We start from the raw sequence: 13,029 nt of genomic DNA on the forward strand, positions 1-13,029 counted from the left end.
CGCGGATGGCTACTCTCCACACATGGTGGCCCGACTCTGCGATCGCAACCCTGCGACCTCGCCCGACGCACTCATCGACGAGATGGTGCCCCCGTCGACGTTCGACGACGTGAGCTTCGACTCCTACATCCCGGACCCGAACGAGCCGTCGCAGGCCGAAGCGGTGGCCAAGGCGCGCGACTTCGTGGTGCGAGCGTCGAAGGCGCGCTCCGGGAAGAAGGGCCTGTTCTCGCGCAAGTCGCCGTCCCAGGGCGTCGGCCTCTACCTCGACGGCGGTTTCGGCGTCGGCAAGACCCACCTCCTGGCGTCCATCTATCACTCGATGCCCGCGCCGAAGTCGTTCGCGACGTTCGTGGAGGTGACCCACGTGGTCGGCGCGCTCGGCTTCGTGAACGCGGTCGAACGACTCTCGCAGCACACCGTGTTGTGTATCGACGAGTTCGAGCTCGACGACCCGGGCGACACCATGCTCGTCTCGCGGCTGCTCACCGAACTCACCGCCAAGGGCGTCTCGATGGTGGCCACCTCCAACACGCTTCCCGGACAGCTCGGCGAAGGCCGGTTCGCCGCCCAGGACTTCCTCCGCGAGATCCGCAAACTCTCGGCCGTGTTCGAGACGATTCGCGTCGACGGTCCCGACTACCGTCATCGTGATCTGCCGCCGGCACCGGAGCCGCGCAGTGAGTCGGAGCTGACCGCGATCGCCGAATCCACCGAGGGTGCGACCCTCGACGACTTCGACGCTCTGTGCGACCACCTCAGCACGCTGCACCCGTCGAAGTACAAGGACCTCGTCGACGGCGTCTCCTTGGTCTGCATCTCGGGAGTGCATCCGGCAGAAGACCAGTCGGTGGCGCTGCGCCTGGTCGTGCTCGCCGACCGCCTCTACGACGCACACATCCCGGTCACCGTCGCGGGAGCGAAGCTCGACGAGATCTTCACCGACGAGATGCTCGCCGGTGGCTATCGCAAGAAGTATCTGCGCGCGACGTCGCGTCTGCTCGCCCTGTCGCGGTTCGCGGAGTCGGCGGCCTGAACTCCGGGCCGCCGCAACAACGTGCCACCGGCAAACCCACCCCTTTTCCGTAAACCCAGCCGGTCCGAGCGCGGTGGGTTTACGGAAAAGAGGTGGGTTTGCGAGTAGGCGCCAGAACGCTGCGACTACGGAGTCGGATGTATCAACCGCAGACGACTGGTCATACGGAAGGCATCGGGCCGGGAGGCCGTTGCGGCGGTGCAGAAGACGGGCAAGGTGTGCGGTGACGTGAAGGTGACGGCGATGTTCTCGTCGACCAGGATGTCCACCAGGTTGACGAATCTCTGCTGCGCCTCCTCGTCGGCGTCGTCGAATGTCGGTACGTCTGTGACCGTCCAGCGTGGATACGTGCGCGCCCACGTCAAATACTCGATCGTCGACACCGGCTCGTCACACAGTTGCGCAAACGAGGCCTGCAGACACCCGTCACGCTCGGAACGGACCTCGAAACGTCGACCGCGAACAGTGAGCCCGACTGTTTCGGTGGGCTGGGACAGGCGATCTGACGGGGGCACAGTGATCCAGGTTCCCGCGGCGAAGCCGACGGAGCCCCCGCGGGGAGAGGTGCGGTAGTCGGTCTGCTCGTTCAGGTGGTGGACGTCGAGATGATCCTTGATCATCGCGATCCCGGGCTCGAAGAGGTGATGCCAGATGGGGTTCGGCAGCAGATCATCCGGTGCGTAATTCGACGTCGCCAGGACGGTGATCCGGCGGGCGAGCACGTACTCCAGCAATCGGGTGAGGAGACGCGCGTCCCCGGAGTCGTGCACGTGAAGTTCGTCGAAGTACAGCAGCTCGCTGTTGCCGACGACATCGTCGATGCCCAGGCGCAGCGAGTCAGGGTCGTTCCGGTGCTCGTGTACACGGCGATGGAGTTCCTCGAAGAAGCTGTGGAAGTGGATCCGCGTCTTCTTCGGTGTCGGGCTGGCGTCGAAGAAGGCGTCGGCCGGCCACGTCTTGCCCCGGCCGGCCGAACCATGGATATAGAGCCCGCGCGGGCTCGACGAGCGTCGCGTCCGCCGGCGTCCCTCCGGAACGAGGACGGCGAGCCGATCGACGAGTAGCCGTTGCTGAGGGTCCAGCACGATCCCGGCGTCGGCGGCCGCCGCGGAGATCGCGGTGACTACTGCCTGACCCACTGCGGACACCCTGGAATGGTCACACGGAACGCGTGCTGCCTAGGCTGCGCGTGGCCGAAGTCACCAGGCCTGGTCGCGACGTCCGATCGACCCGCCGGCTCACAGCCGCAGTGTGAACACGTAATCGTGCTCGACGCTGTCCCCGAGGGTGAAGGTCTTCTCCCCGACACGCGTGAAGTCCATCTTCGCGTAGAACCGCTGGGCGCGGACGTTCTGCTGGTTGACACCGAGCCACACGACGCTGCTGCCGTGTGATCGGGCACGCTCGAGCGCCGCGGTCATCAGCAGACGGGACGGGCTGGCGCCCTGGCGGGAGTGATGGTCGGGGAGTACGTACAGCTTCGACACCTCGGTGGCCGGCCGTCCGGTGACGACGGCACACACATCGGGGTCGGTCGGTTCTCGGTGGAAGACCAGCGCGTAACCCACGATCGGACCGCCGGCGCCGTCGCGTGCCACCAGGACGTCGGTCTGCGGCTCGGCGATGTGTTCGCGAAAGTTGTTCTCGCGCAAATTGTTCTCGATGAAACCGGAGATGTCGTCGGGGGTCGCGTGCGGTGGGCACGCGAGCGGGAACGTGCGTGCGGCCACATCCGCGACCGAGGCTGCGGCGGCGGGATCGGTCACGAGTTCGACGGCGACGGCGATGTCGTCCACGTCTGTCACGACAGCGGACGAGCGGGGTCGGCGGTCCAGGCGTTCATCGACCCGTCGTAGACGGCGACGTCCTCCCGGCCGAGGGAGCGCAGCGCGAAAGCGGCGGCGGTGGCTGCGATCCCGCCGCCGCAGTAGGTGACCGGCCGCACCGACGGGTCGAGGGCGCCCGCGTTGCCGAACAGCTCGCGCAACTCCTCGAGTGGCCGGAGTCGGCCGGAGTCGTCGACGAGGTCACCGAACGGGACGTTGACACTGGACGGGATGTGGCCGTTCGCGAACGATTCGCGGTCGAGCGCGTTGACCAGCAGGACCGAAGAATCGGCGGTGGCGTCGGCGACCTCGGCGGTGGACACGACGCGCTCGGGTCGGCGATGCGGGGTGAATGATGCTGCCGGATGGGTGACCTCGCCGGTCTCGACCGGCAGACCGGCCGCGGTCCAGGCGGAGTACCCGCCGTCGAGGACGAGCACGTCGTCGAAGCCCTCGAGTCCGAACTGCCACCACAGGCGGGTGGCCCAGATGCCGTTGACGGTGTCGTAGACGACGACGGTCGAGTCGTCGCCGATCCCCAGGCCGCCGATCGCCGCGGCGAATCGGGCCGAGTCGGCTGCTGCGAAGGGCGCTTCGCCGTCGGGATCGCTGAGGTCGGCGATCTGGTCGGCGAACACCGCGCCCGGCAGGTGCCCGGCCAGATAGGTGTCGCGGCCGGAGGCGACATGTGCGCCGTCGGCGTCGAAGGTCAGGTGAACGGTCGCGTCGACGATGCGCAGGTTCTCCTCGCCGAGACGGGCGGCGAGGTCGGGGGCGGAGATGAGCGAGGTCATGACAGATACCGTAGTCCCGTCGTTCACCGGAGAGGTTCGGCGAGGAAGTCCGCGAGGTCGACGGTGCGCGTGCGCGCCCAGTAGTCGACGATCCGCCACGGCAGGACGGCGACGACGCGGCCGTCGGGGTTGCGGTACCAGTTGGTCATCGCCGGGTGCGTCCACACCATCGTCGCGTGGGCGCGGTCGACGGCATCGTTGTATTCGTCGGTGACATCCCGCCGTACTTCCAGTGCGCCCAAACGGTTCTCGATCATCGCGCGAACGGCATCACAGACGTAGCGCACCTGGTATTCCAGGATGCTGATGAAGCTGCCGCCGTGTCCCAGGGCGGTGTTCGGTCCGGTGAGGATGAACAGGTTGGGGAAATCGGGGGCGGTGATGCCGAGATAGGCGTAGGCGTCGTGGTCACCCCACGCCTCGACCGTGTTCTGCCCGCTGCGTCCCACGATGTCCATGGGGTACAGGTAGCGGTCGCTGTGGAATCCGGTCGCGAAGACGATGATGTCGAAGTCGTGTGCGGTGCCGGTGCCGTCGACGAGCCCGCCGGGTGTGACGCGCTCGACACCGTGCGGGACCAGCTCGACATTCGACCGGCGCAACATGCGAAACCAGCCGTTGTCCAACAGCATCCGCTTCCCGAAGGGCGGGTAGTCGGGGGTCGACAGGTCGACGAGGTCGTCGCGGTCGCCCAGCTCGGAGCGCAGGTAGCGGAGATAGAACTCGCGGTGACCGTGATTGACCGCGTTGATCGACGCGGTCTGCTCCGGCCAGTCCGGGTCGACGTGCAGGGTGGAGTGGACCTTGTCGTTGAAGATCCACGACAGTCGTGCGCGATACCACTCGCGATATCCGGGGAGGTTGTCCATCAGCCAGTGCACGTTGTCGCCGACCGGTGCGAAGTAGTCGTCGTTCGGCGCGATCCACTGCGGTGAGCGCTGGAAGATCGTCAGGGACCCGACCCGATCGGCGATCGCCGGCCCGATCTGCATCGCACTGGCACCGGACCCGACGATGGCGACCCGCTTGCCCGTGAGGGCGCCGGGCTCGTCCAGTTCGTCGGGCCACTGCGCGGAATGGAAGATCGGGCCGGTGAAGCCGGCCATGCCCGGGAGCTCGGGAAGCTTGGGACGGTTGAGGATTCCGACCGCGCTGATCAGGATCCGGGCGGTGAGGGTGTCCTGATGGCCGTCGCGGTCACGGACGTGGACCGTCCAGCGCTGGGTGTCGGTGTCGTAGGCGGCCGAGAGGACCTCGGTGCCGAATCGGACCCGGTCGCGCACCGCGTGCCGGTCGGCGAAGGCCTGCAGGTAGCCCTGCACCTCGTCGCGTTTCCCGAAGTGTGTCGACCAGGGGTGGTCGAAGGACGAGATCGAGTACAGGTAGCTCGGTGTGTCGACCCCGGCGCCGGGGTAGTGGTTCTCGTACCACGAGCCGCCGACCTCGTCGTTCTTCTCCAACACGGTGTGCTCGACGCCGGCGGCGGCGAGCTGCGTGGAGATCAGCATGCCGGCCACTCCGGCGCCGATCACCAGCGCGTCGATCGACGTGGCGAGATCGGCCGGCAGGGTCGGGAGATGCCTACCCCGCAGGTCTCCGCGGACGATCTCGGTCATCATCGGCGCGAATTCCGGAGCCACCTGCTCGCCCGCGGTGAACGACATCAGTGCGGCGACGAGGGTCTCGTCGGCCGGCTTCCGCTCGGGACGACCGCGGTCATACCAGTCGTCGAGGGCGTCGACGACCGCCTCGTGGATCTCCTGCTGGATGTCCTCGGCGAGACCGCCCGAGGAGTTGTCGTCCATGCCGCGGCTACGCGTCGGGCGGTACCGGTCCGCCATCCACCGCCGGTCGCCGGTCATCTCCACGAGAACGGCGAGCAGGGTCGGGATGTTGCCGTCGGCGACCGCCGCGCGGATCTCCGCGGTGTGCGGCCGGGTCGACCGTAGGGAAACGGATGTCATAACTGAAACTAACCACTGTTAGTAGTGCCTCGTCAACACCAACTTCAGACACCGATATCGACTATTGACGTCATGATCGTCGTGTGTAAGTGTGGGCTCAGTCATACTAACGATGGTTAGTGATCACGGAGGATGGACATGGATCTCAGCGAAGCAATGCGCACGACGGGCACCTGCCGCTACTTCAGCGAGCGGCCCGTCGAGGACGACGTGCTGTACCGGGCGTTCGACGACGCGCGGTTCGGCCCGCAGGGCGGCAACCGGCAGCCCGTTCGCTGGGTGGTCGTCCGCGACGAGGTCACGAAGAAGGCGCTCGCCGACCTCTACCTGCCGTTCTGGGAGGGCTACTACGCGGCGGTCGTCGAGGGTTCGAAGAAGGTCGGTGCGGTACCCAAGACGGTGGAGAGTGCGAACTACTTCGCCCATCATCTCGCCGAGGTGCCCGCCCTCATCGTGGTCTGCGCCGAGATGGAAGGACTGCACCCCACCGACCACGAGCTCGGCAGGCTCAGCGTCGTCGGCGGGGCGTCGATCTACCCGAGCGTGCAGAACCTCACCCTCGCGCTCCGGCAACAGGGCGTGGCGACCGCGCTGACAACCCTGCTGTGCGCCGCCGAGAACGAGGTGAAGGACCTCCTCGGCATTCCCGAGGGATACCTGACCGCCGCGCACATCGCCGTCGGCTACCCGCGTGACGACTTCCCCCGCAAGCTGACCCGGACCCCGGTCGAGGAGATCACCTTCCTCGACCGGTTCGACAACCGGATGTTCGCGTGAGCGCCCCCGCCGTGGACTCCAGCACCCGCGCACTCACATCGGCACAGACCTCGAAGCTCGGCCGGGCCACCATCGGTGACCAACTACGACGCCTGGCCCGGTCCCAGGGTTCGACACCGGCGATCGTGGCCTACGACGCGCAGGGCGGACGGACGTCGACGTCGTACGCGGAACTCGACGCGATGGCCAATCGGGTCGCGCATGTGCTGCTCGACCTCGGCGTCGGACGAGGGGACCGGGTGGCGGTGATGAGCCGCAACCGGGTCGAGACGGTCGCCACCTACTACGGCGCGCTGAAGGTCGGCGCCGCGTACTCCGGCGTGAGCCCGATGTTCCGGGAAGGCGAAGTCGCACAGCAGCTCCGTCACCTGGAGCCGACGGTGCTCGTCGTCGAAGAACCCCTGTCCGCGCTGGCCGGTCCCATCGCCGACGGTCTCGGTATCTCGGTGCTCGTCGTCGGTGACGACGAGGCGAACTCGTGGAACTCCTTCGACGAGTCGGTCGCCGCGGCAGACGATTCCGAACCCGACTGCGACGTCGACGAACACGACCTCGCGATGATCGTCTACACCAGCGGGACCGAGTCGGCGCCCAAGGGCGTCGAGATCGCCCACCGCAACTACCTCATCTCCACCTCGCCCGCATATACGTGGGGGCTGCGCTGCCGCAACGACGACGTGTGGCTCTACGTCATGCCGTTCCACACCATCGCCGGGATCGGTTCGCTGACGTCGCTGACGCTGCTGGGCGCGACCCTGGTACTGCCCGCCGCGGTCGACCCGGCGACGGCGTTGCGGATGATCCGGGACGAGAAGATCTCGGTGCTGGCGCAGACGCCGACGTTCTTCATCGCGCTGGCCAACCACCCCGACTTCGGTCCCGCCACAGTGGGTTCGGTACGACGGTGCCTCACCTACGGCGGCCAGGTGTCGCCGCATGCGGTCGACGCGTGGGCCGCGGCCACTCCGGAATCGGTGTGGGGCACCTACTGGGGGCAGTCCGAACTCACCCAGCTCGGCTCCGTCGGCTGGTTCCGGCGGCTCGAGGACGTGCCGGATCAGGACCCGACCTGGATCGGCAAACCGGTCGGGCACCTGGAGGTCCGGGTCGTCGACGCCGACGGCAACGACGCCGAGGAGGGCGAGCTGCTGTGTCGCACACCGTCGGTCATGCTCGGCTACTTCAAGGACCCCGAACGCACCGCGCAGGTCTTCGAGGGCGGTTGGGTGCACACCGGTGACATCGTCCGTATCGACGCCGAGGGCAACCTGTTCTTCCGCGATCGGCGCAAGGACATGATCAAGACCGGCGGCTTCAACGTCGCCTCGCAAGAGGTCGAGCGAGTGCTGCAGGCGCATCCCGACGTCGAGCGCGCCGCCGTCGTGGGGTTGCCCGACCCGTACTGGTCGGAGGCCGTCACCGGTTTCGTGGTGCTCCGCGCCGGCGCGGAACACACCGGTGCCGACATCCGCGAGTACTGCCGGACCGACCTGGCATCGTACAAGGTGCCCAAGGAGGTCTACGTCGTCGATGCACTGCCGACCGATGCTCAGGGCAAACTGCTCAAACGCGAGTTGAGGAAGGCCTATGGAACCGGTCAGGGCTGAGGACGACGCCATCGAGGCAGCCGACGATCGCCGGCAGCGGACGGATCGACGGCCACGCCGGCGCCGCGACGAGATCGTCGAGGCCGCCGCCGGTTACTTCGCCGAACACGGATATTCCAACGCCGGGATGCGCGACATCGCCCAGGCCGTCGGTATGCGAGGGGCGAGTCTCTACAACCACTTCCAGTCGAAAGAGGAGATCCTCTACGCCATCGCGCTGCGCATGACCGAGGACCCACAGGAGGACCTGCTGCTGCTCGATGCCGAGGGCGGTCCCGTCGAACGGCTGACGAACCTCATCGAGGCGCACGTCCGGCGACTGGCGCGACACCGGGTGGAACACCTTGTCGCCCTCCGGGAGCTGTCGGCGCTGACGCCCGAGCACCGACGCGTGGTCACCGACTATCGCAAGTACTACCAGCGTCGTATGCGCGATGTCATCGACGCCGGTGCACGGATGGGGCTGTTCGAGGTTCGCGACCCGCACCGATCCGCGGTCGCGGTGCTGGACCTGATGAACGGGATCAGCTGGTGGCTCAACGACTCCCACGATGTCGACCAGCTGGCACGCGACTACGTCGACTTCACGATCGGTGGCGTTCTCCACCACCGTCCGACGTCGTGAGCGGCCCGCTCGCCGGGGTGCGGGTGGTGGAGATGCCCGGTCTCGGGCCGACACCGCACGCGTGCATGCTGCTCGCCGATCTGGGCGCGGACGTCCTCCGGATCCGGCGCCCCGGCCCCGATCTGCCCGGGCCCGACGGCATTCCGGCTGCCGACGCCGGTCTGTACCGGTCACGACGCAGTGTCGACGCCGACGTCAGGGACCCCGCCGACCTGGCCCGCATCCGCGAGCTGATCATGCGCGCCGACATCGTCGTGGAGGGTTTTCGGCCGGGCGTGATGGAACGTCTCGGACTCGGTCCCGAGATCTGCTCCGACGCACCGCGACTGATCTATGCACGGATGACCGGATGGGGGCAGGACGGCGACCGCGCCCCGAGTGCGGGACATGACATCAACTATCTGGCGGTCTCCGGTGTACTCGAGGCGATGGGTCCGGCCGGAGCGCCGCCGGTGCCGCCGCTCTCGCTCGTCGGCGACTTCGGCGGTGGCTCGATGCTGCTCGTCGTCGGGGTGCTGGCCGCCCTGCACGACCGCACGCGTACCGGTCGCGGTCAGGTGATCGACGCCGCGATGGTCGACGGCGCCGGCCTGCTCGCCGCGCTGCAGTGGTCATGGAAGGCGGCCGGACGCTGGGGTTCTCGGGACCAGGGCAATCTGCTCGACGGGTCGGCGCCTTTCTACACCACGTATCGGTGCGCCGACGGCAGATTCATCGCCGTCGGCGCGCTCGAGGAGAAGTTCTGGCGGAATCTGGTCGACACCCTCGGGGTGGGTGATCTGCCCGACCGGTGGGACCGCGCCTCGTGGCCGGTGATCGGCGCCGCACTGCAGGCCCGATTCGGAACGCGCACGCGCGACGACTGGGGGAGCGTGTTCGCCGATGTCGACGCCTGTGTGACACCGGTTCTCGACTTCGACGAGGCTGCCGCGGACCCGGTCGCGGTGCAGCGGGGCTCGTTCGTGCGCGTCGACGACGCGATCGCACCGGCGCCCGCGCCGCGCTTCTCGCGGACTGTGCTGTCCGCCCCCTCCGCACCGTCGGCGGTTGGGCTGGGGGAGATCGTCGACGAGTGGTCGGTGGCGACCGTGACGGCACGCTGATCGCAAACGCAAAACCCCCGGTAAGACCGGGGGTTTTGTCGTGGTGCGCGATACAAGGATTGAACTTGTGACGCTGTGGTCTTCCGGTTAACCGCCTGACCATCGGAAATGGCCCTATGATCAGGTGATTATGGCCATAGTAGCGCATGGACATAAGCACCCTCTAACCGACACGGCTTGCATCAACGCAGTTCACGACGAGTTCATTCGAGTTCACGCGGCGATATGCTCTCACCTGGGATCGGTCAAATAGGGCGGTCTGGTGACGCTTAGGAGCGTGAAGCGTGGTTCGAGGTGCCGGCCGTAAGAACGCCAAGCCCGGGGCGTTCGGGACGGTTCACAAGCTGCCCTCCGGTCGCTATCGGGCGATGTACACCGGACCTGATGGGCGCCGGCACAAGGCGCCCACCACCTTCACGGTGAAGCAGGATGCACGCGGTTGGCTCTCGCTGGTCCAGGCTGACATCATCAGGAAGGCGTGGTCACCGCCCGAGGCTGAACCTAAAGCAGTCGTTCACTTCACCGACTACGCGGCGGCGTGGCTGGAGAACCGCACCGTCAAGGGCCGTCCCATCAAGGCGCGGACCCGCGACCAGTACGAGGACATCCTCGTCAATCGATTACTGCCGACGTTCGGTGACCTTCCGATTGGATCGATCACGTCCGAGGATGTGGCGAAGTGGCACGCGGCTCAGGTCAAACTGAACACTCCGACGCTGACGGCCAACGCCTACAGCTTGCTAAGCACCATCATGAAATCCGCCATGGCGGACTCTAAACACCTCGTGACGATCAACCCGTGTGTGATTCCCGGCGCAGGGCAGGCGAGCCGGAACAAGCGGATCAAACCGGCGACGGTCGACGAACTCGGAGTCATCGTGGGCGAGATGCCGGGGCGGTTCAAGTTGCTGATCTGGCTCGCGGCCTGGTGCGCATTGCGGTTCTCGGAAGCAACCGCCCTCACCCGGGCCGACGTTCACCTTGAGCGTGGCAAGAATGGCGTGACGGTCGCCGGATATGTCGATGTACAGCGGGGCGCCGTCCGAAGCCGCGGCGACGGCCGGCACCAGACCAGCACAAAGTCGGAGGCGGGCACGAGGACCGTGGAGATTCCGCCTCATCTACTGCCAGTCGTCGAGTCGCACCTGAAAGACCACGTCGGTGAGGCGTCCGATGCCCTGCTGTTTCCGGCCGCTCACGGAGGGCTGCTGTCTCCCAACTCGCTGTATCGACACTATTACCCGGCGCGGGCGGCGGCGGGGAGGGATGACCTACGGTTCCACGATCTGCGCCATACCGGCGCGGTCCTGGCTGCATCGACTGGCGCAACGCTCGTCGAACTCATGCGGCGGTTGGGTCACTCCACACCGACCGCGGCGCTCAGGTACCAGCATGTTGTCGACGGTCGAGACCGGGCAATCGCGGCCATGCTGTCGGACTTGGTTTCCGACAAGTAGGCGATCTTAGAAAGCTGACCGGCGAGTCCCGAGATCACCTTCATAGCGGCAACCGGGCGATACCCTTGTCTGGACATGCCGCCCCAGGTGTGTAAATCCGCATTCATTGAGAATCACTGTTGGACAATGGGTTCAACAGTCGTGGAAGGAGTCCAGTGCCGCCGTTTATGTCCATACAGCAGGCCGCAGCGCATCTCGCGGTGAGTCCCAAGACCGTTAGACGCTGGATAAGTGATGACCGGCTAACCGCCCATCGTGTAGGGGCGCGACTCATCCGCATCCCGACCGCTGAACTCGACCGGATGATGGGCGCAGTGGGCCCCGGCGCGTACTAGGTGCATCGCGGCAGATTGGGTCCAGCAGGACATGCACCCTGCTCGGCCTTGTCTGCCGGCGGTCGTGCCGGGAGAGCCCTATGAACATCTGCACAAACGGCTCATTCTGAATGTAGGCGGTATCCGCCGCATCTCAAACCCCGCAGACCGGAGTGATCCACCAATGCCCGAAAAACCCTCCGCCGCAACTGAATACGTGTCAATTTCGGAAGCATCCCGTCGTACCGGCGTGTGCCGCGAGACCATCGCCCGGATGATTCGCCGGTCCCCAGATCAAGTCCCGCATCGGACCTTGGTGACCGCCAGGCGGTACGACATCACCGCCATCGAGCGAATGCTCGGCCGATGACCTCCGAGATCGCCGCCGGCAGGGTCGCCCACCTTCTCCGTGTTCCGCTCCAAGACCTCGTTGCCGCGGTCCGGACGGGCGAAATTGCCGGCCGCGTAGCCGGTTCGACCGCCACCGTCCACGAAGGCGTATCGAAGCTCATCGTGTGGGCGGCGGCGCACCGCGAGACCAGATCAGCAAGAACAGCCACCGAGTAGTAGGAGTCGAACAATGCCGAGTGCCGGCGAGCAAATGATGGGGCGCGGCGAGTGCCCGAATTGCGGGCAGATGGTCCAGCGCCGAAGGGACTTCGCCATCCGCAGGCATCCCGGGTGCGAGTACGTGGACGATCCCTCGTCGGCGTTCCACTTCGCGTTGCTCGACGCCGCGCTGATCCTCTCGCCGGCCGCGACGGCGGCCAACCCGGACCCGGACGGCGTGAACGTGTTCATCGCTCGCGACGGCCGCACGTACGCCGACTTGGACGCGCTGGCCCCCACCGAGCCCGCCATGCGCCTAGGCGACTCCGCGAGATAGCTGCCCCGGACAAGAAAAACCCCCGACGTTAGCCGACGCCGGGGATCTCAGAAACGATCTAGAAGGAACTCGCAATTCCTATGACAACCATAGCATCACCTGACGCCCCGGACACGGTATCTGGGAGCGATAACCGAGCCTTTCTGTTCCGGTGGCAGTCCAAGCTCGCCGAGAATCAGCAAGGCAAGCACTACGTCGGCGTCCTGTTTGCAATCGCCCAGTACATCGACAACGACACTGGCGAAGGATGGGCGTACCGCACGGCGCTGATCGAGGCCACCAGACTAAGCCCCTCGACAGTGAAGAGACACATTCGCGACGCTGAGGCCGATGGATGGATCGTGCGAACCGAGATTGGCAGCAGCAAGCTGCATCGGGCCACCACCTACAAATGTCTCATCCCGCAGTGGGCGGCGGCGTCACCCCGCCCTCATGTCCGAGCCGCATTGAACGAGGACTCAGCGAGTACTCGCGACGGTATCGCTGCATGTTCGCGAGACGCTCGTGAGGCCACGGGGTGTCACGCCAGGTCGAACGGGGTGACAGGCCAGGTCGAACAGGGGGTCAGTAGTGAGCCCCTAGGGGGTCAGTCACGAGCCCCTAAGGGGGTCAGCAGTGAGCCCCCTACTACTCCTGTACT

At 66.4% G+C, this 13,029-nt stretch carries 13 protein-coding genes; 9 read left to right on the forward strand and 4 right to left on the reverse strand.

Annotation, left to right across the window (positions count from 1 at the left end; all coding sequences use genetic code 11):
* Positions 1–22: 22 nt before the first annotated feature.
* A complete protein-coding gene (gene zapE, locus KTR9_RS12060) occupies positions 23–1,036 on the forward strand; it encodes a cell division protein ZapE (RefSeq protein WP_014926589.1) in 1,014 nt (337 codons plus the stop codon).
* 125 nt (positions 1,037–1,161) lie between these two features.
* On the opposite strand, the gene zapE (KTR9_RS12065) is transcribed toward zapE (KTR9_RS12060), so the two are convergent.
* The 4 genes from zapE (KTR9_RS12065) to KTR9_RS12080 form a co-directional block, all read right to left on the reverse strand.
* A complete protein-coding gene (zapE, locus tag KTR9_RS12065) occupies positions 1,162–2,184 on the reverse strand; it encodes a cell division protein ZapE (protein ID WP_238554103.1) in 1,023 nt (340 codons plus the stop codon).
* Positions 2,185–2,274: 90 nt separating this feature from the next.
* Positions 2,275–2,832, reverse strand: a complete 558-nt coding sequence (locus KTR9_RS12070; protein WP_014926591.1) for a GNAT family N-acetyltransferase — start codon at positions 2,830–2,832, stop codon at positions 2,275–2,277.
* A 5-nt stretch (positions 2,833–2,837) separates the two neighbouring features.
* Positions 2,838–3,656 (reverse strand): sulfurtransferase, encoded by an 819-nt coding sequence (locus tag KTR9_RS12075; protein ID WP_014926592.1) that lies wholly within the window; start codon positions 3,654–3,656, stop codon positions 2,838–2,840.
* Positions 3,657–3,679: 23 nt separating this feature from the next.
* Positions 3,680–5,620: a flavin-containing monooxygenase gene (locus KTR9_RS12080; RefSeq protein WP_014926593.1), complete on the reverse strand. Its 1,941-nt coding sequence runs from the start codon at positions 5,618–5,620 to the stop codon at positions 3,680–3,682.
* Between the two features lie 138 nt (positions 5,621–5,758).
* On the opposite strand from KTR9_RS12080, the gene KTR9_RS12085 reads away from it, so the two are divergent.
* The 8 genes from KTR9_RS12085 (at position 5,759) to KTR9_RS12115 (ending at position 12,389) form a co-directional block, all read left to right on the forward strand.
* Positions 5,759–6,397: a nitroreductase family protein gene (locus KTR9_RS12085; RefSeq protein ID WP_010840912.1), complete on the forward strand. Its 639-nt coding sequence runs from the start codon at positions 5,759–5,761 to the stop codon at positions 6,395–6,397.
* Positions 6,394–8,004 carry a class I adenylate-forming enzyme family protein gene (locus tag KTR9_RS12090; protein WP_014926594.1) on the forward strand — a complete coding sequence of 537 codons (1,611 nt, stop codon included), beginning with the start codon at positions 6,394–6,396 and terminating at the stop codon, positions 8,002–8,004. Before KTR9_RS12085 ends, KTR9_RS12090 begins: the two co-directional genes overlap by 4 nt.
* A complete protein-coding gene (locus tag KTR9_RS12095; protein ID WP_014926595.1) occupies positions 7,985–8,629 on the forward strand; it encodes a TetR/AcrR family transcriptional regulator in 645 nt (214 codons plus the stop codon). Before KTR9_RS12090 ends, KTR9_RS12095 begins: the two co-directional genes overlap by 20 nt.
* Positions 8,626–9,732: a CaiB/BaiF CoA transferase family protein gene (locus KTR9_RS12100; RefSeq protein WP_044506549.1), complete on the forward strand. Its 1,107-nt coding sequence runs from the start codon at positions 8,626–8,628 to the stop codon at positions 9,730–9,732. Before KTR9_RS12095 ends, KTR9_RS12100 begins: the two co-directional genes overlap by 4 nt.
* A 284-nt stretch (positions 9,733–10,016) precedes the next feature.
* A complete protein-coding gene (locus KTR9_RS12105; protein ID WP_014926597.1) occupies positions 10,017–11,189 on the forward strand; it encodes a tyrosine-type recombinase/integrase in 1,173 nt (390 codons plus the stop codon).
* A gap of 167 nt (positions 11,190–11,356) precedes the next feature.
* Positions 11,357–11,524: a helix-turn-helix domain-containing protein gene (locus tag KTR9_RS26895; protein WP_238554136.1), complete on the forward strand. Its 168-nt coding sequence runs from the start codon at positions 11,357–11,359 to the stop codon at positions 11,522–11,524.
* Between the two features lie 345 nt (positions 11,525–11,869).
* Positions 11,870–12,070, forward strand: a complete 201-nt coding sequence (locus KTR9_RS27295) for a hypothetical protein (RefSeq protein ID WP_148281184.1) — start codon at positions 11,870–11,872, stop codon at positions 12,068–12,070.
* A 13-nt stretch (positions 12,071–12,083) separates the two neighbouring features.
* A complete protein-coding gene (locus KTR9_RS12115; protein ID WP_044506553.1) occupies positions 12,084–12,389 on the forward strand; it encodes a hypothetical protein in 306 nt (101 codons plus the stop codon).
* The last annotated feature ends 640 nt before the right edge of the window (positions 12,390–13,029 follow it).

Origin of the sequence: Gordonia sp. KTR9, from assembly GCF_000143885.2 — a bacterium.
In the GTDB taxonomy this organism is placed as follows: Bacteria; Actinomycetota; Actinomycetes; order Mycobacteriales; family Mycobacteriaceae; genus Gordonia.